General features: G+C 69.0%; 19 protein-coding genes. 12 read left to right on the plus strand and 7 right to left on the minus strand.

Annotation, left to right across the window (positions count from 1 at the left end; all coding sequences use genetic code 11):
* Positions 1 to 50: 50 nt before the first annotated feature.
* Together ACWFRJ_RS16965 and ACWFRJ_RS16970 are read right to left on the minus strand one after the other, a co-directional pair.
* Entirely contained in the window at positions 51 to 962 is a 912-nt protein-coding gene (locus ACWFRJ_RS16965) for a tRNA (adenine-N1)-methyltransferase (protein WP_453530475.1), read from the minus strand.
* Between the two features lie 47 nt (positions 963 to 1,009).
* Complete coding sequence (locus ACWFRJ_RS16970; protein WP_453530478.1) at positions 1,010 to 2,527, minus strand: site-2 protease family protein; 1,518 nt, start codon at positions 2,525 to 2,527, stop codon at positions 1,010 to 1,012.
* Positions 2,528 to 2,655: 128 nt separating this feature from the next.
* Between ACWFRJ_RS16970 and ACWFRJ_RS16975 the strand changes: the two genes are divergently transcribed.
* Together ACWFRJ_RS16975 and ACWFRJ_RS16980 are read left to right on the plus strand one after the other, a co-directional pair.
* A complete protein-coding gene (locus tag ACWFRJ_RS16975; RefSeq protein ID WP_453530481.1) occupies positions 2,656 to 3,537 on the plus strand; it encodes a RecB family exonuclease in 882 nt (293 codons plus the stop codon).
* Between the two features lie 14 nt (positions 3,538 to 3,551).
* Positions 3,552 to 4,223 (plus strand): response regulator, encoded by a 672-nt coding sequence (locus ACWFRJ_RS16980; protein WP_453530484.1) that lies wholly within the window; start codon positions 3,552 to 3,554, stop codon positions 4,221 to 4,223.
* 74 nt (positions 4,224 to 4,297) lie between these two features.
* Here ACWFRJ_RS16980 and ACWFRJ_RS16985 read toward each other — a convergent pair whose 3' ends face one another.
* The 4 genes from ACWFRJ_RS16985 to metH all read right to left on the minus strand — a co-directional run bounded on the left by ACWFRJ_RS16985 (position 4,298) and on the right by metH (position 12,199).
* Positions 4,298 to 5,884 (minus strand): ABC transporter substrate-binding protein, encoded by a 1,587-nt coding sequence (locus ACWFRJ_RS16985; RefSeq protein WP_453530487.1) that lies wholly within the window; start codon positions 5,882 to 5,884, stop codon positions 4,298 to 4,300.
* 71 nt (positions 5,885 to 5,955) lie between these two features.
* On the minus strand, positions 5,956 to 7,560 hold the full coding sequence (locus ACWFRJ_RS16990; protein ID WP_453530490.1) for an ABC transporter substrate-binding protein: 1,605 nt from the start codon (positions 7,558 to 7,560) through the stop codon (positions 5,956 to 5,958).
* 320 nt (positions 7,561 to 7,880) lie between these two features.
* Complete coding sequence (locus ACWFRJ_RS16995) at positions 7,881 to 8,582, minus strand: HAD-IA family hydrolase (RefSeq protein ID WP_453530493.1); 702 nt, start codon at positions 8,580 to 8,582, stop codon at positions 7,881 to 7,883.
* 98 nt (positions 8,583 to 8,680) lie between these two features.
* Positions 8,681 to 12,199: a methionine synthase gene (gene metH, locus ACWFRJ_RS17000; RefSeq protein ID WP_453530496.1), complete on the minus strand. Its 3,519-nt coding sequence runs from the start codon at positions 12,197 to 12,199 to the stop codon at positions 8,681 to 8,683.
* A gap of 290 nt (positions 12,200 to 12,489) precedes the next feature.
* On the opposite strand from metH, the gene ACWFRJ_RS17005 reads away from it, so the two are divergent.
* From ACWFRJ_RS17005 to mtnB, 9 genes are all read left to right on the plus strand, one after another.
* Complete coding sequence (locus tag ACWFRJ_RS17005) at positions 12,490 to 13,254, plus strand: IclR family transcriptional regulator (RefSeq protein ID WP_453530499.1); 765 nt, start codon at positions 12,490 to 12,492, stop codon at positions 13,252 to 13,254.
* Between the two features lie 345 nt (positions 13,255 to 13,599).
* The gene (locus ACWFRJ_RS17010; RefSeq protein ID WP_453530502.1) at positions 13,600 to 14,391 is read left to right on the plus strand and encodes an MIP/aquaporin family protein; all 792 of its coding nucleotides are present in this window, start codon (positions 13,600 to 13,602) and stop codon (positions 14,389 to 14,391) included.
* Between the two features lie 67 nt (positions 14,392 to 14,458).
* Positions 14,459 to 16,006, plus strand: a complete 1,548-nt coding sequence (gene glpK, locus ACWFRJ_RS17015; RefSeq protein WP_453530504.1) for a glycerol kinase GlpK — start codon at positions 14,459 to 14,461, stop codon at positions 16,004 to 16,006.
* Positions 16,007 to 16,011: 5 nt separating this feature from the next.
* Positions 16,012 to 17,619 carry an FAD-dependent oxidoreductase gene (locus ACWFRJ_RS17020; protein WP_453530506.1) on the plus strand — a complete coding sequence of 536 codons (1,608 nt, stop codon included), beginning with the start codon at positions 16,012 to 16,014 and terminating at the stop codon, positions 17,617 to 17,619.
* Between the two features lie 144 nt (positions 17,620 to 17,763).
* On the plus strand, positions 17,764 to 18,831 hold the full coding sequence (locus ACWFRJ_RS17025) for an LLM class flavin-dependent oxidoreductase (RefSeq protein ID WP_453530509.1): 1,068 nt from the start codon (positions 17,764 to 17,766) through the stop codon (positions 18,829 to 18,831).
* A gap of 41 nt (positions 18,832 to 18,872) precedes the next feature.
* Positions 18,873 to 19,937, plus strand: coding sequence for an LLM class flavin-dependent oxidoreductase (locus ACWFRJ_RS17030; protein WP_453530512.1), 1,065 nt, complete (start codon positions 18,873 to 18,875; stop codon positions 19,935 to 19,937).
* A 72-nt stretch (positions 19,938 to 20,009) separates the two neighbouring features.
* Positions 20,010 to 20,594 (plus strand): 1,2-dihydroxy-3-keto-5-methylthiopentene dioxygenase, encoded by a 585-nt coding sequence (locus ACWFRJ_RS17035; protein ID WP_453530515.1) that lies wholly within the window; start codon positions 20,010 to 20,012, stop codon positions 20,592 to 20,594.
* A 20-nt stretch (positions 20,595 to 20,614) separates the two neighbouring features.
* On the plus strand, positions 20,615 to 21,325 hold the full coding sequence (mtnC, locus tag ACWFRJ_RS17040) for an acireductone synthase (protein ID WP_453530517.1): 711 nt from the start codon (positions 20,615 to 20,617) through the stop codon (positions 21,323 to 21,325).
* Positions 21,322 to 21,930 (plus strand): methylthioribulose 1-phosphate dehydratase, encoded by a 609-nt coding sequence (mtnB, locus tag ACWFRJ_RS17045; RefSeq protein WP_453530520.1) that lies wholly within the window; start codon positions 21,322 to 21,324, stop codon positions 21,928 to 21,930. The genes mtnC and mtnB overlap by 4 nt, the downstream gene beginning before the upstream one ends.
* 80 nt (positions 21,931 to 22,010) lie before the next feature.
* On the opposite strand, the gene ACWFRJ_RS17050 is transcribed toward mtnB, so the two are convergent.
* Positions 22,011 to 22,451 carry a MerR family transcriptional regulator gene (locus tag ACWFRJ_RS17050; RefSeq protein WP_453530523.1) on the minus strand — a complete coding sequence of 147 codons (441 nt, stop codon included), beginning with the start codon at positions 22,449 to 22,451 and terminating at the stop codon, positions 22,011 to 22,013.
* A 49-nt stretch (positions 22,452 to 22,500) separates the two neighbouring features.
* Between ACWFRJ_RS17050 and ACWFRJ_RS17055 the strand changes: the two genes are divergently transcribed.
* Positions 22,501 to 23,385: an NAD(P)-dependent oxidoreductase gene (locus ACWFRJ_RS17055; protein WP_453530526.1), complete on the plus strand. Its 885-nt coding sequence runs from the start codon at positions 22,501 to 22,503 to the stop codon at positions 23,383 to 23,385.
* Positions 23,386 to 23,763: the final 378 nt, after the last annotated feature.

The raw sequence follows: 23,763 nt of genomic DNA on the forward strand, positions 1-23,763 counted from the left end.
GCGCCGCTGCGTTCAACGGTGGTACGCGGGTATCGGCACCCGCGGGGTTCTCAGCTCTCCGCGCGGGGAGTGCCGCCGCCGGCGTTCGGGCCTGTGTAGTCGTCGCCGTAGGCGCCCTTGGAGGGGCGGCGGCGGCGCATGGGCGGCTCGACGCCGTCCGCGAGGCGGCGGGCGGTGAGCAGGAAGCCGGTGTGCCCGATCATGCGGTGGTCGGGGCGGACGGCGAGGCCCTCGACGTGCCAGTTGCGGATCATCGATTCCCAGGCGGTCGGCTCGTTGAAGCCGCCGATCTCGCGGATGGACTCGACGGTCCTCGCGAGCTGGGTGGTGGTCGCCACGTAGCAGCAGAGGATGCCGCCGGGGACCAGCGCCTTGGAGACGACGTCCAGGCACTCCCAGGGGGCGAGCATGTCGAGGATGACGCGGTCGACGTCGGTGTCGCTCAGGTTGTCCTGGAGGTCTCCGACGGTGAGCTGCCAGGCGGGGTGCGGGGCGCCGAAGTAGCGCTCCACGTTCTGCTGGGCGATCTCGGCGAAGTCCTCGCGGCGCTCGTACGAGTGCAGCATTCCCTGGTCGCCGATGGCGCGCAGGAGGAAGCTGCTGAGCGAGCCTGAGCCCACACCCGCCTCGACGACGCGGGCGCCGGGGAAGATGTCGGCGAAGGCCAGGATCTGCCCCGCGTCCTTGGGGTAGACCACGGCGGCGCCGCGGGGCATGGACAGGACATAGTCGGGGAGCAGGGGGCGCAGCGCGAGGTAGGCGACGTTTCCCGTGGTGCGGACAACGCTGCCCTCGGGAGCACCGATCAGCTCGTCGTGGGGGAAGGAACCCTTGTGGGTGTGGAAGTTCTTCCCGGCCTCGAGCGTGAACGTGTAGTGGCGGCCCTTGGGGTCGGTGAGCTGAACCTGGTCCCCGACCTTGAAGGGCCCGCGTCGGCGGGCGGCACCGGTCGGTTCGGACATGTGACCAGCCTACCGGCCCCCGCGGGGGCCGGGGACCAGGGTGGGTGTCAGCTGGGGCGGGCCATCGCCTTGACGAAGGCACGCTCCACGTCGGCGGCGGAGAGCACTCCGTAGATCTCGCCGGAGGCCTCGACCACGAGGTACTCCGTGGCGGGGGTCGCCCGGAGGGTGTCGAGGAGTTCCTCGCCCGCGAGCTCGGCGGAGATCCGCATGCCCTCGGTGATGTCCTGGGCGAGGCCGCTGACGGTGACCCAGGGGCGGCGGTGCTCGGGCACGCCGACGATGGCCGCCTCGCGCACCACGGACATGGGGTCGCCGTCGGCGTCGACCACGACGAGGGCCCTTGCCCCGGCGTCGTTGGCGCGGCGCAGCGCTTCGGAGAGCGGGGTGCTGGTCCCGACGGGCACCGCGCGGCGGGTCAGTGCACGGGCGCGAAGCTCGGGCAGGTGTTCGCGCAGACGGGCCATGCGGAGGCTGTTGCCCGCGCCGGTCCAGATGATCGCGGCGAGGATCGCGGCGAGCAGGGCGTCCATGACGGTGTCCATGCCGCCGATGTCCTGGGTCTCGCCGCCGAGCGCGCCGGACTGGTTGAGGAGGGGCAGGCCGATCAGGACGGAGATGGCGAGCGCGCGGCCGACCCAGGCTGCGGCGATCGTGCCGCTCATGGGCTTGCCGGTGATCTTCCAGACGACGGCGCGGAGCATGCGGCCGCCGTCCAGGGGCAGGCCCGGCAGGAGGTTGAAGGCGGCGACGATGAGGTTCGAGATCATCAGGCCCGCGAGCAGGACGCCGGGCACGGTGCCGGGCTCGACGGCGCGCATGCCCGCGTAGAAGACGCCCGAGAGGACCAGGGAGAGCAGCGGGCCCACGAAGGCGAGGACGAACTCGCGTCCCGGTGTCTCCGACTCCTTCTCGATCTCCGATACGCCGCCGAAGAACTGCAGCTGGATGCGGCGCACCGGCAGCTTGTAGCGCAGGGCGACGACGGTGTGGGCCAGTTCGTGGACGAGCACGGAGGCGTAGAAGGCGACGGCGAAGAAGAGCGAGACGAGATAGCGGGCGGCGCCGAGTTCGGGCAGGACGCGGTCGAGCTGGCCGCCGAAGACCCAGGTGATGAGGGCGGCGACGAGGAACCAGCTCGGTGCCACGTACACGGGCACGCCGAAGGGCCGCCCCATGAGCAGCCCTCCCCCGGGTCCCTTCTTCCCCTTGGGCGGGGTCTTCTTGGGCGCGGGGCCATGGGTGGCGTGCGCGAACTCGGGATGGGTGTCGTGCGGGTTCGTCCCGGGCGTGTCGTGCGGGTTCTTCCCGTCGTGCGGGGTCTTCGTGAGGCGGTCGCCGGGACGCGCGGGCTCCTCAGCGGGGCGCCCCGTCTCCTCGGGCGCCTGCCGGGGTGCTTCCTCAGGGGTCCGGGGCCGGGCGCCCTGCGCACCCTCTCCGCTCTCGGAGTCGGCCGTGTCCACCGGACGTGACGATTCCGAGTGGCCGGAGCCGTCTGGGGCCTCCGGCCGCCGACCGTCCGTCCCGTCGGGCTGCGGCCTGCCGCTCCCGGCGCTCTCGTCCACGATGTCCCCTTGTTCGAAGCGTCCCTCGCCCCTGTCCGGCGCGGTACACGCACGATCATGCAGGGCGAGAGGGTCTGTCGTCGATGGTATGCGGCCGTTGTCAGTGGCGGGTCGTAGGGTCTGTCCTCATGGAAACCAGCACCGAGGGTGCCGTGAAGGCCGTGCGCCCGGCGTCCCTGTCGCCCTCGCGCGCCAGTGACTTCATGCAGTGCCCGTTGCTCTACAGGTTCCGGGTGATCGACAAGCTGCCGGAGAAGCCGAGCGAGGCGGCGACCCGCGGCACGCTGGTGCACGCCGTCCTGGAGCGGCTCTTCGACGCGCCCGCGGGCGAGCGGACGGCGCCGCGCGCCAAGGCCCTGATCCCGGGTCAGTGGGACCGTCTGCGCGAGGCGAGGCCGGAGCTGACGGAGCTGTTCGCCGACGACGAGCAGGGGGAGCGGCTCACTCGCTGGCTCGCGGACGCGGAGAAGCTCGTCGAGCGGTGGTTCACCCTGGAGGACCCGACCCGTCTGGAGCCCGCCGAGCGTGAGCTGTTCGTGCAGGCGGAGCTGGACTCGGGCCTGAAGCTGCGCGGCATCATCGACCGCGTGGACGTGGCGCCCACCGGCGAGGTGCGGATCGTCGACTACAAGACGGGCAAGGCCCCCCGCCCCGAGTACTCCGAGGGCGCGCTCTTCCAGATGAAGTTCTACGCCCTGGTGGTGTGGCGCCTGAAGGGTGTGGTCCCGCGCCGCCTCCAGCTCGTCTATCTGGGCAGCGGGGACGTCATCACGTACGACCCGAGGACCGAGGACCTCGAGCAGGTCGAGCGGAAGCTGCACGCCCTGTGGGAGGCGATCACGCTCGCCACCGAGAGCGGTGACTGGCGGCCCCGGCCGACGAAACTCTGCGGTTGGTGCGACCATCAGGCCGTTTGTCCCGAATTCGGTGGGACTCCCCCGCCGTACCCCCTTGCTGTGAGGGTGCCCGAGTCGGAAGAGGACACGCAGGGCAGAATGGCCCCGGGCTAGCGAAGGAGAGTTACGTGGCGATCCGTGTCCTACTGGTCGACGACCAGCCACTGCTGCGCACCGGGTTCCGGATGATTCTGGAGGCCGAGCAGGATGTCGCGGTCGTCGGCGAGGCCGGGGACGGCCTGCAGGCTCTCGACCAGGTGCGGGCGCTGCAGCCGGATGTGGTCCTGATGGACATCCGTATGCCGAGGATGGACGGTGTCGAGGCGACCCGGCAGATCACCGGGCCTGGCCGGGACGGACCAGCGAAGGTTCTGGTCCTGACCACTTTCGACCTCGACGAGTACGTGGTGGAGGCGCTGCGGGCGGGTGCCAGTGGCTTCCTGCTCAAGGACGCCCCGGCGATCGAGCTCGTACAGGCGATCCGTGTGGTCGCCTCGGGCGAGGCGATGCTCGCGCCGAGCATCACGCGCAGGCTCCTCGACAAGTACGCGGGGCATCTCCCGTCGGGCGACGAGCCGGTGCCGGACACCTTGCACACGCTCACCGAGCGGGAGGTCGAGGTCCTCAAGCTGGTGGCGCGCGGCCTGTCCAACGCGGAGATCGCGGCGGACCTGTTCGTGAGCGAGACGACCGTCAAGACGCACGTGGGTCATGTGCTCACGAAGCTCGGGCTGCGCGACCGGGTGCAGGCCGCCGTGTACGCGTACGAGAGCGGTCTGGTGCGACCCGGCGCCCAGTGACAGCCGTACGGCAAGACGTATGAAGGCGGCCGCCCCGGGAGGGGCGGCCGCCTTCATACAGTCCGTGCGAGCGATCAGGCCTTGCTGAGTTCCCAGAAGCGGAACACCGTCGACGCGTCGAGGCACGACTCCACGCCGTACACGTCGTCGCGGATGACGGCGTACTGCTTGGCCTGCCAGACGGGCAGGATCGGCAGTTCGTCGGCGACGGTGTCCTGGAGCCGCGCGTAGTCGTCGTCGGTCCTGGTGCGGTCGGTCTCGGCGGCGGTGCCGGGGATGATCTTCCCGGTGATGTCGCTGTTCCGGTAACCGTTGCCGAGGACGTTGCCCTTGCCGAAGAACGGCTGCGTGAAGTTGTCCGGATCCGGGTAGTCCGGCACCCAGCCCTTGACGTACACGCCGTACTTGCCGGACTTGATGTCCTGCTCGTACTGGCTGAACGGGACCGACTTCACGTCGGCGTCGAAGAGTCCGCTCGCGTTGAGCTGCTTGGCTATCGTCTTCAGCTCCTGGTCGGTGGCAGGGCCGTAGCGCGAGGGCGTGGACCAGAGGGTGAGCTCGACCTTGCCGCTCAGGCCCTCGTCGCGCAGGGCCGCCGCGGCCTTGGAGCGCTGCGGGCGGGCGCCGTAGGTGTCGAAGAAGGCGGTGTCGTGACCGCCGATCCCGGCCGGGACGATCGAGTACAGCGGCGTCGCCGTGTCCCGGTAGACGTCTCTGACCAGGGCGTCCCTGTCGAGCAGGTATGCCATGGCCTTGCGGACGCCCAGCTTGCCCACGACCGGGTCCTTCATGTTGAAGACCAGGTGCTGCGCCTCGGCGCTCGTGCCCTCGACGACGTCGATGTTCTGGCTCGCGTCGGAGGTGTCCTGCTCGATGTCCGCGACGTCGTCGGAGGCGAGGCCCCGGTACGCGATGTCGATCTTGTCGTCCAGGAGTGCCTTCTTCAGGCCCTTCTGGTCGTCGTGGAAGAACTTGAGGGTGACGCCCTTGTTCTTCACCCTGGCGGTGCCCTTGTACTCGGGGTTGACCGAGAACACCGCCTGATCCTCGTTGAAGGAGTCGAGCTTGTACGGCCCCGAACCCGTGGCCTGACCGTCGCCGCGCAGCCGGTCCATGTCGTACGACGCGTGGTCGACGATGGATCCGGCACCGGACGCGATCTTGCTGGGGAAGGTGGCGTCGGCGTACTTGAGCTTGAAGACGACCTTCTTGGCGTTCGGCGTCTCGACGCGGTCGAGCATCGGGAACATGATCGCCGGACCGGCCCGGTCGTTCATCTTCATCATGCGGTCGAAGGAGAACTTGACGTCCTTCGCGGTCAGCGCGTCGCCGTTGCTGAACTTCAGGCCGTCGCGCAGCGTGCACTCGAAGACCTTGGTCCCCGATCCTGTGAAGCCGCACTCCTCGGCGGCCTCGGGCTCCGGCTCCGTGGCCCCGCTGGGGAAGCTCATCAGGGACTGGAAGACGTTGTTGAACAGGAGCCACGACCCGGGGTCGTAGCCCGAAGCCGGGTCGGTGGCCACGACGTCGTCCGACATCCCCATCACCACCGCGTCACCGTCCGCTCCCGCTCCGCCGGATTCTGTTCCGCAGCCGGTCAGCAGGGCGGTGGCCAGCCCTCCCGTGAGGGAAAGGGCCAGCCACTGGTTACGCAAATTCACGAACGTGCCTTGTCGTTGATGTCAATCGGTGGAGCGAAGCCCGGCGAGGCTTGTGCGGGTGTGCGCGAGGACTAGTCGCTCACACCGCGGCCGAGCTCCCACAGCTGCAGGCTCGATGCCGAGTTCAGGGCCCACTCGACGCCCGTGATGTCGTCGCGGGCGGCGATGTACTGCTTACCCTGCCAGAGGGGAATGAACGGCACGTCCTCGGCGACGATGTCCTGGATCTTCTGGATGCTCTTGGCGGCGGAGAGGCGGTCCGCCTCACGGCGCGAGTGCGGGATCAGCTCGTCGATGATGACGGGGTTCGCGTACGGCGAGTTGAGGAAGTTGCCCTTGTCGAGGAACGGCGCGACGAAGCTGTCGGGGTCCGGGAAGTCGGGGAACCAGCCCATTCCGTAGACGTCGTACGCGCCCTTCTGCTCGGCGGGGCGGAAGGTGGTCCAGCCCTCGCCCTTGATCGACACGTCGAACAGGCCGGTGTCGTTGAGCTGCTTCTGCAGGACCTGGAATTCCTTCTTGGTGCCCGGTCCGTAGTGGTCCGTCGTGTAGTGCAGGGTGAGCTTGACCGGCGTGCTGATGTCGGCCTTCTGCAGCAGGTTGCGGGCCTTGGCCGTGCTCGGGTTGCCGTACTTGTTGAAGAACGAGTTGGTGTGGCCCACGACCGTGGCCGGCACCAGGGAGTAGAGCGGCTCGGCCGCGTCGCCGTAGACACCGGCCGCGAGGGCGCCGCGGTCGACGACCTGCGCCATGGCCTGGCGGACCGCCTTGGACTTGACGGTGGTGGCGTCCGTGTTGAAGCCGATGTAGCGGATCTCGAGGCCCGGCGTCTCGACCAGGTCGATGTCCTTGCCCGGGTCCGTGTCGAGCTGCTTGATCTGCTCCGGCGACATGGTGCGCGTCATCATGTCGATGTCGCCGTCCTTGAGGGCCTTGCCCATGGCCTCGGTGGAGGCGTAGTCGCGCAGCTCGATCTCGTCGCTCTTGGGCTTGTACGCGCCCTTGTAGTTGGGGTTCTTGGAGAACACCGTCTTGACGAGGGTGTTGCCCTTGACCTCCTGCTTGGCGGTGTACGGGCCCGAGCCGTCGATGTCGAAGCCGTCGCGCAGCTTCCTCTTGCCGTAGTGCTCCGAGCTGACGACACCCGCGACGGGCGTGGCCAGCTTGTACGGGAACGTCGCGTCGGCGCTCTTGAGGTGGAAGACGATGCCCCGGTCGCCCTCGGTCTCGATCGCGTCGACGTTGGCCATCAGGCTGGAGGAGCCGGTGGAGTCCTTGATCTTCATGTCCCGCACCCGCTCGATGGAGAACTTCACATCGTTGGCGGTCAGCGGCTTGCCGTCGGCGAACGTCAGGCCCTTGCGCAGCGTGCACTCGTAGCGCTCGTTGCCGGTGTCGGTGAAGCCGCACTTCTGGGCGGCGTCGGGCTCCGGCTCTCCGTCGCCGCGCGGCGACGCCATCAGCGTCTGGACCGTCTGGCGCAGGATGTTCCAGGAGCCCGCGTCATAGGCGAACGCCGGGTCGAAGGGGGCCGGAACCTCGGGCGAGGTGGAGAACACGTCCGTGGTGCCGACAGCGATCGCGTCGTCTCCCCCACTGTCCGCCCCGCCGCACGCCGCGAGCGCGGGAGCGAGCAGACCTACCAAGGCAGGCAGCACCAAAGTCTTACGGTTCATGCTCGACGTTCTCCAGAGCTGTTGGTCCCGTGCGGACCGACAACGAGGGGTGGGGTCAGTCGGACCGTGGGGTGTGGCGATGTTCTCGCGAAGACATTAGTCCGCGCCGCCAGGAGGGCCGGAAGGTACCGGAGTTGCCCCCCAATCACGCAGCGAAACCGGGCGCGGACACACCGATAACCCGACACGGGAAGGTTTCGTCAGGTTCCCCTCAATCGGGACACAACACCACTCCACAACTCGCGCAAATCGGCGTTCCGACACAGCCTTGACCGGCTGTCGACCCCCCGTGAAGTGGGAAAGGTCACACCTTCAACCGCTCAGCACTTTCCGGCCATCAGACCTTGTAGGAAAGGCAGGTTGACGTGTTCGAGGGACGGGACGACGGTCCTGCCGGTCGCCGCCGCGATGGGCGCGACGGACGGCACGGCCACCACTCGGCAGCCCGCGGCCTCGGCCGCGGCGACGCCGGTCGCGGTGTCCTCGATGACGGCACATCTGGCCGGTTCTGCCCCAACCCCCGCTGCCGCGAGGAGATAGGGATCGGGGTGCGGCTTGGTCCGGGTCACCTCGTCGCCCGCGATCGTCAGCGTGAAGTGGTGGGATCCGATCGAGTCGAGCACGCGGTCGATGATGCGCCGGTGCGACGCGGAGACCAGTGCCATCGGCACCTCGTGCGCGGCGAGTTCGGCGAGCAGCCTGGCGGCTCCCGGCATCATCGGCAGGGCGCGGCCGATGCGGTCCTCGAAGCCGTCGTTGAGCAGCACGGTCAGCTCGGGCACCGTGATGTCGGCCCCGGTGGACGCGATGAGGAATCCGGCGCTGCGGGTCATCGGCCCGCCGACGACGACGTCGCGCCAGGCCTCGTCGAGCGTGTGCCCGAGTGCGGCGAACACCGCGACCTCGGCGTCCCACCAGAATCCCTCGGTGTCCACGAGTGTTCCGTCCATGTCGAGGAGCACCGCCTGGAGGTCGGAGCCTTCGGCCGTTCGGGTATCGAGCGCGGGAACCGTACTGGTCATCCGGGCACACCTCCGTGAGGGACGAGAAGGCCGGTTGCTCCCTTCTGACGGGTGAGCAACCGGCCTGCACTGGACCGACAAGTGTACGACTTGTCGGCTTAGCGCGCGTTGAAGTATTTCGCCTCGGGGTGGTGGATGACGATGGCGTCCGTGGACTGCTCCGGGTGGAGCTGGAACTCCTCGGAGAGCTGCACTCCGATCCGCTCCGGCTCCAGGAGCTCGGCGATCTTCGCGCGGTCCTCCAGGTCGGGGCAGGCGCCGTAGCCGAGCGAGAAGCGCGCGCCGCGGTACTTCAGGTCGAACATGTCCTCGACGTCGGCGGGGTCCTCGCCGCCGAAGCCGAGTTCGGCGCGCACGCGCGCGTGCCAGTACTCGGCGAGGGCCTCGGCCAGCTGCACGGACAGGCCGTGCAGTTCGAGGTAGTCGCGGTAGGAGTCGGCCTCGAAGAGCTTCGCGGTGGCCTCGCCGATCTTCGAGCCGACGGTGACGACCTGGAGGCCGACCACGTCCTTCTCGCCGGACTCCTCGGGGCGGAAGAAGTCCGCGAGGCACAGGCGCCGGCCGCGGCGCTGGCGCGGGAAGGTGAAGCGGGTGCGCTCGTTGCCCTCGTCGTCCAGGATGATCAGGTCGTCGCCCTTGGAGACGCAGGGGAAGTAGCCGTAGACGACGGCCGCCTCCAGCATGTTCTTGGTGTGCAGCTCGTCCAGCCAGCCGCGCAGGTGGGGGCGTCCCTCCGTCTCGACGAGCTCCTCGTAGGTGGGCCCGTCGCCCTTGCGGGCCTGCTTGAGGCCCCACTGGCCCTTGAACAGGGCGCCCTCGTCGAGCCAGGAGGCGTACTCCTTGAGCTGGATGCCCTTGACCACGCGGGTGCCCCAGAACGGCGGGGTGGGCACGGGGTTGTCGACGGAGGTGTCCGAGCGGGCGGGGCCCTCTTCCTCGCTGACCTCCAGGACGGGGGTGTCCCGCTTGGGCACGCGGCGCTGCTTCAGTTCGGGCAGTGTGGCGCCGGGGACGCCGCGCTTGACCGCGATGAGGGCGTCCATCAGGCGCAGGCCCTCGAAGGCGTCGCGGGCGTAGCGGACCTCGCCCTCGTAGATCTCGTGGAGGTCCTGCTCGACGTAGGCGCGGGTGAGCGCGGCACCGCCGAGGATGACGGGGAAGTCTGCGGCCATCTTGCGCTGGTTGAGCTCCTCCAGGTTCTCCTTCATGATCACGGTCGACTTCACCAGGAGGCCCGACATGCCGATCACGTCCGCGCGGTGCTCGGCCGCGGCGTCCAGGATCGCGGCGACCGGCTGCTTGATGCCGAGGTTGACCACGTTGTAGCCGTTGTTGGACAGGATGATGTCGACGAGGTTCTTGCCGATGTCGTGGACGTCGCCGCGCACGGTGGCCAGGACGATGGTGCCCTTGCCCTCGGAGTCCGACTTCTCCATGTGCGGTTCCAGGTGGGCGACCGCGGTCTTCATGACCTCGGCGGACTGCAGCACGAAGGGCAGCTGCATCTGGCCGGATCCGAACAGTTCGCCGACGACCTTCATGCCCTCAAGGAGGGTGTCGTTGACGATGTCGAGAGCCGGGCGGGTCAGCAGGGCCTCGTCGAGGTCTGCCTCCAGGCCCTTCTTCTCGCCGTCGATGATGCGGCGCTGCAGCCGCTCGTCCAGGGGCAGGGCGAGGAGCTCCTCGGCCTTGCCCTCCTTCATCGACTTCATGTTGACGCCCTCGAAGAGCTCCATGAGCTTCTGCAGGGGGTCGTAGCCCTCTTCGCGGCGGTCGTAGATCAGGTCGTGGGCGGCCTTGACCTGCTCCTCCTCCAGGCGCGCGATGGGCAGGATCTTGGAGGCGTGCACGATCGCCGAGTCCAGGCCCGCCTTGACGCACTCGTCCAGGAAGACGGAGTTGAGGACGACGCGGGCGGCCGGGTTGAGGCCGAAGGAGATGTTCGAGAGGCCCAGGGTGGTCTGCACGTCCGGGTGGCGGCGCTTGAGCTCGCGGATCGCCTCGATGGTGGCGATGCCGTCCTTGCGGGACTCCTCCTGACCGGTGCAGATGGTGAAGGTCAGGGCGTCGATGAGGATGTCCGACTCGTGGATGCCCCAGTTGCCCGTCAGGTCGTCGATGAGGCGCTCGGCGATGGCGACCTTGTGCTCGACGGTGCGGGCCTGACCCTCCTCGTCGATGGTCAGGGCGATCAGCGCGGCGCCGTGCTCCTTGGCAAGGGCGGTGACCTTCGCGAAGCGCGACTCGGGGCCGTCGCCGTCCTCGTAGTTGACGGAGTTGATGACGGCGCGGCCGCCCAGCTTCTCCAACCCGGCCTGGAGCACCGGCAGTTCGGTGGAGTCCAGGACGATGGGCAGGGTGGAGGCGGTGGCGAAGCGGCCCGCGAGCTCGGCCATGTCCTTGACGCCGTCGCGGCCCACGTAGTCGACGCACAGGTCGAGCATGTGGGCGCCCTCGCGGATCTGGTCGCGGGCCATCTCCACGCAGTCGTCCCAGCGGCCCTCCAGCATGGCCTCGCGGAACTTCTTCGAGCCGTTGGCGTTCGTGCGCTCGCCGATCGCCATGTACGCGGTGTCCTGGCGGAAGGGCACGGTCTGGTAGAGCGAGGCGGCGCCGGGCTCGGGGTGCGGCTCGCGGCGGACCGTCTCCACACCCCGGACGCGCTCCACGACCTGGCGCAGGTGCTCGGGGGTCGTACCGCAGCAGCCGCCGACCAGGGAGAGGCCGTACTCGCGTACGAAGGTCTCCTGCGCGTCGGCGAGCTCGGCCTCGGTCAGCGGGTAGTGGGCGCCGTTCTTGCCAAGGACCGGCAGGCCCGCGTTGGGCATGCAGGAGATCGGGACGCGCGAGTGGCGGGCCAGATAGCGCAGGTGCTCGCTCATCTCGGCCGGGCCCGTGGCGCAGTTCAGGCCGATCATGTCGATGCCCAGCGGCTCCAGGGCGGTCAGCGCGGCGCCGATCTCCGAGCCGAGGAGCATCGTGCCGGTCGTCTCGACGGTGACCGAGCAGATCAGCGGGAGGTTCGAGCCGGTGGCGTCCAGCGCGCGGCGGGCGCCCAGGATCGCGGACTTGGTCTGCAGGAGGTCCTGGGTGGTCTCCACCAGGAGGGCGTCGGCGCCGCCCGCGATCATGCCTTCGGCGTTGGTCTGGTAGGCGTCGCGAAGGACCGTGTACGGGGCGTGCCCCAGCGTCGGCAGCTTGGTGCCCGGACCCATCGAGCCCAGGACCCAGCGCTGTTGGCCGGTGGACGCGGTGAACTCGTCGGCGACCTCGCGGGCGATGCGGGCGCCCGCCTCGGAGAGCTCGAAGTTCCGCTCGGGGATGTCGTACTCGTTCAAGGCCGCGAAGTTCGTGCCGAACGTGTTCGTCTCCACGCAGTCCACACCGACCGCGAAGTACTCCTCGTGGACCGAGCGGACGATGTCCGGGCGCGTCACGTTCAGGATCTCGTTACAGCCCTCGAGGTTCTGGAAGTCCTCGAGAGTGGGGTCCTGTGCCTGGAGCATGGTGCCCATCGCACCGTCGGCCACCACCACACGGGTGGCGAGGGCTTCGCGGAGGGCGTCGGCCCGGGTTCCGTTCGAGGGACCGGACGAGGGGGTCGGCAACGAGGCCATGAAAGAGCTCCCTGAGGTGCGACGGCTGTCGGCTTTGCGCTTCGGTGGAAGGCGCACCCGGTCAGGGTAGCCGGACGAAGGTCCAGAGCGCTGGAGTGTTCACGGGGCGGACGCGTGGCCGGTTCACTCGCCGCAAGGAGGTGTAGCTCGTGGCCCAGCGGGAAACGGCGAGAACTTGCGAGAACCTACGACAAACACAGCCTGCCGCTCTGTCGCGGGAGGTCGGCAACGACCGATAGTGTTCAGCATTGTCGAACATGGAGTCAGAGGGGACGGAGGAAGGGGCTGCGATGGCACGGAACATCCAGTCGCTCGAACGGGCGGCCGCGATGCTGCGGCTGCTCGCGGGCGGAGAGCGACGGCTCGGCCTCTCCGAGATCGCGTCCGCCCTTGGCCTCGCCAAGGGCACGGCTCACGGCATTCTGCGCACCTTGCAGGCCGAGGGCTTCGTCGAACAGGAGTCCGCGTCGGGCCGCTATCAGCTCGGCGCCGAGCTCCTGCGCCTGGGCAACAGCTATCTGGACGTGCACGAGCTGCGGGCCCGCGCCCTGGTGTGGACGGACGACCTGGCCCGCTCCAGCGGCGAGAGCGTCTACCTCGGCGTCCTGCACCAGCGGGGCGTCCTGATCGTGCACCACGTCTTCAGGCCCGACGACAGCCGCCAGGTCCTGGAAGTGGGTGCGATGCATCCGCTGCACTCCACCGCCCTGGGCAAGGTTCTCGCCGCCTACGACCCCGTGGCGCACAGCGAGGCCGCTGAGGCCGAGTGGCAGAGCTTCACCTCGCGCACCGTCGTGGACCCCGACGACTTCGAGGGCGTCCTCGACGTGACCCGCGCGCGCGGGTACGCCGCCGACGTCGAGGAGACCTGGGAAGGCGTCGCCTCCGTGGCCGCCCCCATTCACGACCGGCGCCGCATGCCGGTCGGCGCGGTCGGCATCACCGGTGCGGTGGAGCGCGTCCAGAAGGACGGGGAGCTGCGCCCCGATCTGATCGCGGCCGTACGGGACTGCGCCCGCGCCGTGTCACGGGACCTGGGCGCCGGGCGTTTCTGAGCGTGCCCCGCGCCCTTTGCGGGGCACGCCCCCAGCCGCTCGACATGCAGCGGAGACCCTTCCGCGCGATCATCGTGTGACGGTGTTTCGCCCCGTGGCGCCCCCTGCCGCGACCGATAACCCGGAACGATCAATAACGATCGTATTTTCAATTACAGAACTCTTGACGGGCGAGTAACCCCGGGGCGAGACTCGCGTCCATCGGTCGGCATTGTCGAACACCTACCGGCATTACGCGTTAGAGTGTGACAAGGCCAAGGGCCGGCAGGACCTCACCTGAGGTCGCGGACCACCGGAGGGACCCGGGGTTCGCCTTCCCCTGGACGAAGGACAAAGGAGTCGCGGGTGTCCAGCTCCGACATCTTCATCGGCGAGACCATCGGTACCGCCATTCTCGTACTGCTCGGCGGCGGTGTCTGCGCCGCCGTCACGCTCAAGGCCTCCAAGGCCAAGGACGCCGGCTGGCTCGCGATCACCTTCGGGTGGGGCTTCGCGGTGCTCACCGGCGCCTACCTGGCAGGTGGCGTGTCAGGCGCCCACCTCAACCCGGCGGTCACCGTCGGCCTGGCCATCGAGGGCGGCACGAAGTGGAGCGATGTTCCGCTCTACCTCGGCTCCCAGCTGCTCGGCGCGATCATCGGCGCCGTCCTGGTCTGGCTCGCCTACCTGGGTCAGTTCAAGGCCCACCTCACGGACCCGGAGATCCTCGCGGCGCAGCCGATGGAGGAGGGTCTCGTCGACCAGAAGGCCGCTCCCAAGGCCGGTCCGGTGCTCGGCGTCTTCGCCACAGGACCCGAGATCCGCAACTACGCGCAGAACGTGCTCACCGAGATCATCGCGACGGTCGTACTGGTCCTCGCGATCCTCACCCAGGGCCTGAACGACGGCGGCAACGGCATCGGCACACTCGGCGCGCTGATCACCGCCCTCGTCGTGGTGAGCATCGGCCTCTCGCTCGGTGGCCCCACGGGCTACGCGATCAACCCGGTCCGTGACCTGGGTCCGCGCATCGTGCACTCCCTCCTCCCGCTGCCGAACAAGGGCAGCTCGGACTGGGCCTACGCATGGGTGCCGATCGTCGGCCCGTTGATCGGTGGCGCCATCGCCGGCGGCATCTACAACCTCGCGTTCAAGTAGGACCGCGAGCACCGCCGATGACCGCCGCAGAAAGACCGCCGAGAGCAAAGAAGACCAGGAGTACACCGTGAGCACCGACGCACACACCGCAGGCCCCTTCATCGCGGCCATCGACCAGGGCACCACTTCGAGCCGCTGCATCGTCTTCGACAAGGACGGCCGGATCGTCTCGGTCGACCAGAAGGAGCACGAGCAGATCTTCCCGAAGCCGGGCTGGGTCGAGCACGATGCGAGCGAGATCTGGACGAACGTCCAGGAGGTCGTTGCCAGCGCCATCTCCAAGGCCGGCATCACCCACGAGGACATCAAGGCGATCGGCATCACCAACCAGCGTGAGACCACGCTGCTCTGGGACAAGAACACCGGCGAGCCGGTGCACAACGCCATCGTCTGGCAGGACACCCGTACCGACACCCTGTGCAAGGAGCTCGGCCGCAACGTCGGCCAGGACCGCTTCCGCCGCCAGACGGGCCTGCCGCTCGCCAGCTACTTCGCCGGGCCGAAGGCCCGCTGGCTGCTCGACAACGTCGACGGTCTGCGCGAGCGCGCCGAGGCGGGCGACATCCTCTTCGGCACCATGGACTCCTGGGTCATCTGGAACCTGACGGGCGGTGTCAACGGCGGCAAGCACGTCACCGACGTCACCAACGCCTCGCGCACCATGCTGATGAACCTGCACACCATGCAGTGGGACGAGTCGATCGCCGAGTCCATCGGCGTGCCGATGGCGATGCTCCCCGAGATCCGCTCCTCCGCCGAGGTCTACGGCGAGGTCACCGGCGGCAAGCTCGGCGAGATCCTGCCCGGCACCCCCGTCGCCTCCGCGCTCGGCGACCAGCAGGCGGCCCTCTTCGGCCAGACCTGTTTCGCCAAGGGCGAGGCCAAGTCGACGTACGGCACCGGCACCTTCATGCTGATGAACACCGGTGAGTCGGCCATCAACTCCTACTCGGGCCTGCTGACCACCGTCGGCTACCAGATCGGCGACCAGAAGCCGGTCTACGCGCTCGAGGGTTCCATCGCGGTCACCGGTTCGCTCGTGCAGTGGATGCGCGACCAGATGGGCCTGATCAACTCCGCCGCCGAGATCGAGACGCTCGCGTCGTCGGTCGAGGACAACGGCGGCGCCTACTTCGTACCGGCCTTCTCCGGCCTCTTCGCCCCGTACTGGCGCTCCGACGCCCGCGGCGTGATCACCGGTCTCACCCGGTACGTCACCAAGGCGCACATCGCGCGCGCCGTCCTGGAGGCCACGGCCTGGCAGACCCGTGAGATCACCGACGCCATGACGAAGGACTCCGGCGTCGAGCTCACGGCCCTCAAGGTCGACGGCGGCATGACCTCCAACAACCTGCTGATGCAGACGCTCTCGAACTTCCTCGACGCACCGGTGGTGCGCCCGATGGTGGCCGAGACGACCTGCCTCGGCGCCGCCTACGCCGCCGGTCTCGCCGTCGGCTTCTGGTCCGGCACCGACGAGCTGCGCGCCAACTGGCGCCGGGCGGCGGAATGGACACCCAGCATGGACGCGGACACCCGTGCCCGTGAGTACAAGAGCTGGCTCAAGGCCGTCGAGCGGTCCATGGGTTGGCTCGATGAGAGTGGCGAGGAGTAATCAACATGACCACCCTGCAGAGCGTCCCTGCCCTCGGGACGCATCCGGCTGCCGGTTCCAACCCGAGCCGCGCCGAGACCCGGGAGCAGCTTTCCAAGGCGACGTACGACCTCCTGGTGATCGGCGGCGGGATCCTGGGCATCTCCACCGCCTGGCATGCCGCGCAGTCGGGACTGCGGGTGGCCCTGGTGGACGCCGGTGACTTCGCCGGCGCCACCTCCTCCGCCTCCTCCAAGCTGCTCCACGGCGGTCTGCGCTACCTGCAGACCGGCGCGGTGAAGCTGGTCGCGGAGAACCACTTCGAGCGTCGCGCGGTGTCCCGTCAGGTGGCCCCCCACCTGGCGAACCCGCTCACCTTCTACCTGCCCGTCTACAAGGGCGGCCCGCACGGCGCCGCCAAGCTGGGCGCGGGCGTCTTCGCCTACTCGGCGCTCTCCGCCTTCGGCGACGGCGTCGGCCACCTGCTCAGCCCCTCGAAGGCCGCGCAGGACGTGCCGGAGCTGCGCACGGACAACCTGAAGGCCGTCGCCGTGTACGGCGACGACCAGATGAACGACTCCCGCATGGCCCTGATGACGGTCCGCGCGGCCGTCGAGGCCGGCGCCGTCGTCCTCAACCACGCCGAGGTCACGGGCCTGCGCTTCACCAAGGGCCGGGTCACGGGCGCGGAGCTCAAGGACCGCATGAGCGGCGACGAGTTCGGCGTCAACGCCCGCCTCGTGCTCAACGCGACCGGCCCGTGGGTCGACCACCTGCGCAAGATGGAGAACCCGGACGCGGCCCCCTCCATCCGCCTCTCCAAGGGCGCGCACCTGGTCCTCAAGCGCACCGCCCCCTGGAAGGCCGCGCTGGCCACGCCGATCGACAAGTACCGCATCACGTTCGCCCTGCCGTGGGAGGACATGCTCCTTCTCGGCACGACGGACGAGGAGTTCGAGGGCGACCCGGCGGACGTGAGCGTCACCGAGTCCGACACCACGCAGATCCTGGACGAGGCCGCGTTCTCCATCCGCGACCAGCAGCTGTCCCGCGACCTGATCACGTACTCCTTCGCGGGTCTGCGCGTCCTGCCCGGCGGCCCCGGCGACACGTCGAAGGCCAAGCGCGAGACGGTCGTCACCGAGGGCGCGGCCGGCATGCTCTCCGTCGCGGGCGGCAAGTGGACGACCTTCCGCCACATCGGTCGTACGGTCATGAAGAAGCTGGAGTCGCTGCCGGGTCACCCGCTCGGCGACGACTACGAGCCGATCTCGCAGCTCCAGAAGCGTCTGCCGCTGCCCGGCATCGCCAACCCGCGCGCGGTCGCACACCGCCTCCTCGTCGACGGTCCGGCGCCCGGTCCGCGTATGTCCGCGGACACCGCCAAGCACCTGGCGACGCACTACGGCTCGCTCTCCTTCGACATCGCCCGTATCGCGAACGAGAACCCGGAGCTCGCCGAGCGCGTATCGCCGGACGCCCCGGAGATCTGGGCGCAGGTCGTCTACGCCCGTGACCACGAGTGGGCCGAGACGGCGGACGACGTCCTGCGTCGCCGTACGACGCTGACGATCCGCGGCCTCGCCACGGACGAGGTCCGCGGCAAGGTCCAGGACGTGCTCGACGGCAAGTAGGCACCGGCTGTAAGTACTGGCTGGTCGAAGGGGCGGCTCCCTCTCTTTTGAGGGGCCGCCCCTTCGGCGTGCCCAGCCGGTTGCCCGGCGGGGCCGCCACACCGCGTACATACGCGTGCAATACGGCACGGGGAGAGTAGGAGGATGCCTCCGGTTCCTCTTTCAGTACTCGATCTGGTCCCCGTCACCTCCGGTTCAAACGCTCCGACGGCGCTGCGCAACACCGTCGAACTGGCCCGCGCGGCCGAGGAGTTCGGCTACCGCCGCTACTGGCTGGCCGAGCACCACCTCAACCCCGGTGTCGCGGGTTCGGCGCCCGCCCTGGTGATCCAGGCGGTGGCGCAGGCGACGCGGGAGATCCGGGTGGGCTCAGGCGCGGTGCTGCTCGGGCACCAGACTCCGCTGTCGGTCGTGGAGCAGTTCGGGATTCTGGACGCGCTGTATCCGGGGCGGATCGATCTGGGGCTCGGCAGGTCCGGGCGCCCGCGTCCCACGGGGTCGGCGGTCCCGGCGGGTCTCGCACGGCTGCTGCAGTCCCCGCGCTTCCAACTCCAGTTCAAGCTGCTCCAGCAGCCCGGCGCGCGGACTCCGGCGTACGACGAGCAGGTCGGTGACATCCTGGCGCTCTTCGGCGGTACGTACCGTGGCGACGACGGCACCGAGGCGCACGCGATACCGGGCGATGGTGCCGACGTCGACGTGTGGGTCCTGGGCAGCAGCGCGGGCGAGAGCGCCGAGGTGGCGGGTGCGCGGGGGCTGCCGTTCGGGGCGAACTACCACGTCAGTCCGGGCACGGTGACCGAGGCGGTGGATGCCTACCGCGCCGCGTTCCGGCCGTCGGCGACGCTCTCCGCTCCCTATGTCCTGGTGTCCGCCGACGCCGTGGTCGGGCCCGACGACGCCTCGGCGCGGCGGCTCGCGGCCGGGTACGCGCCATGGGTGCGGTCCATCCGCAGGGCGGAGGGTGCGATCAAGTTCCCCACGCCGGAGGAAGCGGACCGCCTCGAATGGACGCGGGAGGAGCGCGAGTTGGTCGCCGACCGCGTCGACACGCAGTTCGTGGGCAGCCCCGAGACGGTGACGGCAGGCCTGGCAGAACTCCAACAGGCCACTGGTGCGGATGAGTTGCTCATCACCACCATCACGCACGACCACGCGGACCGGGTGCGGTCGTACGAGTTGCTCGCGCAGGCCTGGCAGAAGCAGGGCTGATCCCCCCCGGCGGCACACATCACGTCACGAAAGAGGGCACCATGAAGTTCCAGGTCCTGTCGATCATCGGTCATGCCCCGCACCCGCTGACCGGCCACCTCCCCACGTCCGCCGACCGGTTGGATGACGTGATCGAGGTCGGCGTGGCCGCCGAGCGGCTCGGATACGACGCGTACGCCGTGGGAGAGCGGCACGCGGGCGCCTTCCTGTCGTCGAGTCCGACGGTCGTGCTCGGCGCGCTCGCCGCACGGACCAACCGGATCAAACTCTTGACCGGCGTCACCGTCGTGGCGATCCTCGACCCGGTCCGGGTGGCCGAGGACTACGCGACGCTCGATCAGATCTCGCGCGGCAGGATCGAGTTGGTGATCGGCAAGGGCGCGGAGGCCGGTCACTTCGATCTCTTCGGGCTCGACGAGGAGCGGCAGTGGGATCTGCAGAAGGAGAAGTACGAACTGCTCCGCCGTCTGTGGGGCGAGGAGAACGTCGACTGGGAGGGCGAGTTCAGGCCCGCCCTGAAGGACGTGACGACGGTGCCGCGCCCGTACGCGGGCCTGCCGCGCATCTGGCACGGCTCGGCGACGTCCCTCAACTCCCCCGATCTGGCAGCCAAGCACGGGGATCCGCTCTTCACCGCCAACGCCATTCAGCCGCGTGCCGCGTACGCGAAGCTGATCACGCACTACCGCGAGCGGTTCGAGGAGTACGGGCACGATCCGGCGCGGGCCCGGGTGGCGGCGGGCTCCGGCGGGCTGCTCATCGCGGACTCGGCGGAGCAGGCGGTCTCGCGCTACGGCGAGCTGTACGAGGCGAAGGTGCGCCAGACCTTCAAGCCGCATCTGGAGGGGAAGGCGGGCTACAACACTCCCTTCCGCACCATCGAGGACGCGATCGCCGACGGGCCCCAGCTCATCGGCTCGCCGCAGCAGATCATCGACAAGATCCTCGGCTACCACGAGGTGTACGGGCACGACCTGCAGTCCATCACCGTGGACGGCTTCGGTCTGGAGCGCGGCGAGCAGATCGAGACGCTTGAGCGGTTCGCCGAGGAGGTCGCGCCGGTGGTCCGCAGGGCTGCGCCGTCCACGCTGTGGGACGGCGAGTAAGCACGGCTGACGTCTGCTGACCTGCGAGTTACCATCCCCCCGTACCCACCTTGTCCCCTTCTGGAGCGAGCCATGACCCTCCTGACGACCTGGCCGGAGTCCGGCACCGAGACCGTCGTACGCCGCACCGCGGACCCGGCCGAGATCGCCGCCGCGCTCGCCCCCGTCGGCGTGCGCTACGAGCAGTGGCCGGTGCGCGAGGACGTACCCGCCGACGCTGACAGCGACACCGTCTTCGCCGCGTACCGCGCGGAGATCGACAAGCTCAACGCCGAGGAGGGCTTCCAGACGGTCGACGTGGTCGCGCTGCACCCCAGCGACGACCCCGAGTGGCCCGCGAAGGCGAAGGCGGCCCGGCAGAAGTTCCTCGCCGAGCACACGCACGACGACGATGACGAGGTGCGGTTCTTCGTCGCGGGCGCCGGGATCTTCTATCTGCACGTGGCCGGCGAAGTGCACGCGGTCTACTGCGAGAAGGGCGATCTGCTCGGGGTGCCGCGCGGCACGACGCACTGGTTCGACATGGGCACGTCGCCCGCGTTCACGGCGATCCGCTTCTTCCACGAGGAGGACGGCTGGATCGGCACGTTCACGGGCAGCCCGATCGCGGACCGCTTCCCGGACTTCGACGCGATTCACGCGGGATACGCCGCGTGACTTCGGGTTCGGGAACAGCCGTGAACGCCGTGGACGCTGTGGTGCTCGACATCGAGGGCACCACGAGCGCGACGGGGTTCGTGGTGGATGTGCTGTACCCCTACGCGCGCGAGCGCTTCGGGACGCTGCTCGACTCGCGGGGCGAGGAGCCGGAGGTGGCGCGGGCCGTCGCCCAGGTGCGGGAACTGGCCGGTGAGCCGGACGCGGACGCCGGGCGTGTGGAGAAGATCCTGGGCGAATGGGTCGACGCCGACCGCAAGGCGACGCCCCTGAAGACGCTCCAGGGCATCCTCTGGGCGGAGGGCTTCGCGCGGGGCGAGTTGGTCTCGCACTTCTACCCCGAGGTGATCGACGTGCTGCGCGGCTGGGCGGCGGACGGGATACGCCTTTACGTGTACTCGTCCGGGTCCGTCGGGGCGCAGCGGGCGTGGTTCACGTACTCGCCCGAGGGTTCCTTGATGGAGCTCGTGAGCGGTTTCTACGACACCGAGAACGCGGGCCCGAAGCAGGAGCCGGGGTCCTACCGCGCGATTTCGGCCGCTGTCGGGGTGGATCCGGGCCGCACGCTCTTCCTCTCCGACCGGCTCGGGGAGCTTGACGCGGCGCGGGACGCCGGGTGGCTGGCCGTGGGTGTGCGGCGGGCCGGGGAGCCGTACTTCGCCGACGGGGTCGGCGGGCATGCGGAGGTTTCGGCCTTCGATGAGATCAGCGTTGCGAGGAGCGTTCGATGAGTGAGACCACTGCTGATCTTGACCTGGAGGAGGCGGGCGCCGTCCTCGCTGCCGAGGCCGCGCGGTTCGCTTCGTTCGGGTGGATGAGGGGTACGTCCGGGAACCTGTCCGTGGTCCTCTCGCGTACGCCGCTACAGCTCGCGGTGACGGCGAGCGGGCGGGACAAGGGTGAACTCACCTCTGCGGACGTGGTGTTGACGGACGCGTCCGGTGCGGCGCTGGGCGCGGGGCGGCCTTCGGCGGAGGCGGCGCTGCATGCGCGGGTCGCCGCGCTCACCGGGGCCGGGGCCGTGGTGCACGTCCACACCGTGGCGTCGGTGGCCATGGGGCACCGCCTGCCCGGGGGGATTCCCTTCCGCGATCTGGAGATGCTGAAGGGGCTCGGGCACGCGACGCACGAGGTCGCTGTGACGTTGCCGGTGATCGAGAACAGCCAGGACATGGGTGTCCTGGGGGACCGTCTCGAGGCGGCGCTTTCGCCGGGGATGCCGGCGGTGGTTGTCGCCGGACACGGGCTGTATGTGTGGGGGGCCGATGCTCGGGAGGCGCGGCATCGCACGGAGGTCGTGGAGTGGTTGCTGGAGCTTGAGCTGACGCGGGGCTAGCCCTGCGGGGCTTTCCCCAACCCCGCCCCTTCCCCGGCTCCGCCGCGTTCGTCCTCAAACGCCGGAGAGGCTGAAGGGTTTCAGCCCGTCCGGCGATTGAGGGCATCTTGTACGGGGTCCGGGGCGGGACCCAGGTCCGCACCGTCAAAGGGCGGGTAGCTCTCGCGGCCCGTTCGCTCGGCCGCATCGATGTAGGTGGCAAGAGCATCGTGAGACTGAGCGAGGGTGGCCATCTGATCGTTCAGTCGCTGCAGCCGTGACCGCATCGCGGCCAGCAACTCGGGACATCCGGGCAGCTCCGGGGCCTCTCCGAGCGCACATGGCAGCACGTACGCGATGTCCTCGGAAGACAGACCGGCACCGAGCAAGTGCCGGATCTGCTTCACGCGCAGTACGGCGTTCTCGTCGTACTCGCGATATCCGTTGGCGCCGCGGTCCGCCTCCAGCAGCCCCTGGGCTCCGTAGTAACGCAGCTGATGAGTGTGGACTCCCGTCCGACGACTCAGTTCCCCGATCCGCATCGCTACCTCACTTGACCTTCATACCGGTATCAACGTTGACGATGCTGTCATGAACGACAGCACCGAAACACCCGTGACCATCATCGGACTCGGCCTGATGGGCCAGGCGCTCGCCGGCGCGTTCCTGAAAGCCGGGCATCCCACCATCGTATGGAATCGCACCTCCTCCAAAGCCGACCAACTGGTGGCCCAGGGTGCACGGCTGGCACCGACCATTGGCGACGCGCTCAAGGCAGGTTCGCTGACGATCATCTGCGTCACCGACTACCCGGCCCTGTACGAGCTGCTCGGCGCGGACGAAGTCGAGCTGGACGGCACGACGTTGATCAACCTGACCTCGGGGAGCTCGTCTCAGGCCAGGGAAGCCGCCCGATGGGCCGAGCAGCGTGGTACCCGCTACCTGGACGGCGCCGTCATGGCCATCCCATCGGCCATCGGCACCGCCGACGCGGTGATTCTGCACAGCGGGCCGCAGACGGACTTCGAGGCGCACGAGTCGGCACTCGGCGCGCTCGGCACCGTCGCCTACCTGGGGGCGGACCATGGGCTTGCGTCGCTGTACGACGTGGCCGGCCTGGCCATGATGTGGAGCGTCCTGAACGCCTGGCTCCAGGGCACGGCCATGCTCAGGACGGCCGGCGTCGACGCCGCGACGTATGCACCGTTCGCGCGGCAGATCGCCGCCGGTGTGGCCGAATGGCTGCCTGGATACGCCGAGCAGATCGACAGCGGCTCCTTTCCCGCCGAGGTCTCGGCCCTGGAGACCGACGCACGGGCGATGGAGCACCTGATCGAGGAGAGCGAGGCAGTGGGAGTGAACGCCGAACTGCCGAAGTTGCTCAAGACCATGGCAGACCGGGCGATCGCCGCCGGACACGGCAAAGAGCAGTATCCCGTGCTGATCGAGGAGTTCGGCAAGCTCCGCAACGACTGACCGACCCCGACACCGGAATTCAGTCGGCTCGGAGAAGCGGGATTCTGCCACGGGCCGCCACATCATTTCGCGACCACCGCTGCCTCGTCGAACTCCTCATGCCAACTCCTCCGCCTGCGCGACAGGTGAGCTTGGGCAGTGGGCAACGAGTGAGCACGTGTGAACCTGCGTGCTCGGTTGCGCTGTTGGGCCCCGCATCACAGGGATGCGGGGCCCAACAGCGCGGATTACTACGAGGCCGACCGTGGTCGTTTCTCAGGTCCCGGACGGCACGACGCTGCCTTCACGTGAGCGACGACTTCGTCCAACAGCTCGTCATCACCACCGGTGCCGTCAGCGCAGTGGAGCCGCCACGTCCTCAAGATCAACAACTGGCGG

The sequence above is a fragment of the Streptomyces sp. NPDC055239 genome (genome assembly GCF_053606205.1).

Bases quoted from the DNA above. Each gene is read 5' to 3' on its own strand.
- ACWFRJ_RS16965 (WP_453530475.1), bottom strand. From the start codon at position 962: ATGTCCGAACCGACCGGTGCCGCCCGCCGACGCGGGCCCTTCAAGGTC.
- ACWFRJ_RS16975 (WP_453530481.1), top strand. From the start codon at position 2,656: ATGGAAACCAGCACCGAGGGTGCCGTGAAGGCCGTGCGCCCGGCGTCC.
- ACWFRJ_RS16990 (WP_453530490.1), bottom strand. From the start codon at position 7,560: ATGAACCGTAAGACTTTGGTGCTGCCTGCCTTGGTAGGTCTGCTCGCT.
- ACWFRJ_RS16995 (WP_453530493.1), bottom strand. From the start codon at position 8,582: ATGACCAGTACGGTTCCCGCGCTCGATACCCGAACGGCCGAAGGCTCC.
- metH (WP_453530496.1), bottom strand. From the start codon at position 12,199: ATGGCCTCGTTGCCGACCCCCTCGTCCGGTCCCTCGAACGGAACCCGG.
- ACWFRJ_RS17005 (WP_453530499.1), top strand. From the start codon at position 12,490: ATGGCACGGAACATCCAGTCGCTCGAACGGGCGGCCGCGATGCTGCGG.
- ACWFRJ_RS17020 (WP_453530506.1), top strand. From the start codon at position 16,012: ATGACCACCCTGCAGAGCGTCCCTGCCCTCGGGACGCATCCGGCTGCC.
- ACWFRJ_RS17025 (WP_453530509.1), top strand. From the start codon at position 17,764: ATGCCTCCGGTTCCTCTTTCAGTACTCGATCTGGTCCCCGTCACCTCC.
- ACWFRJ_RS17030 (WP_453530512.1), top strand. From the start codon at position 18,873: ATGAAGTTCCAGGTCCTGTCGATCATCGGTCATGCCCCGCACCCGCTG.
- ACWFRJ_RS17035 (WP_453530515.1), top strand. From the start codon at position 20,010: ATGACCCTCCTGACGACCTGGCCGGAGTCCGGCACCGAGACCGTCGTA.
- mtnB (WP_453530520.1), top strand. From the start codon at position 21,322: ATGAGTGAGACCACTGCTGATCTTGACCTGGAGGAGGCGGGCGCCGTC.
- ACWFRJ_RS17050 (WP_453530523.1), bottom strand. From the start codon at position 22,451: ATGCGGATCGGGGAACTGAGTCGTCGGACGGGAGTCCACACTCATCAG.
- ACWFRJ_RS17055 (WP_453530526.1), top strand. From the start codon at position 22,501: ATGAACGACAGCACCGAAACACCCGTGACCATCATCGGACTCGGCCTG.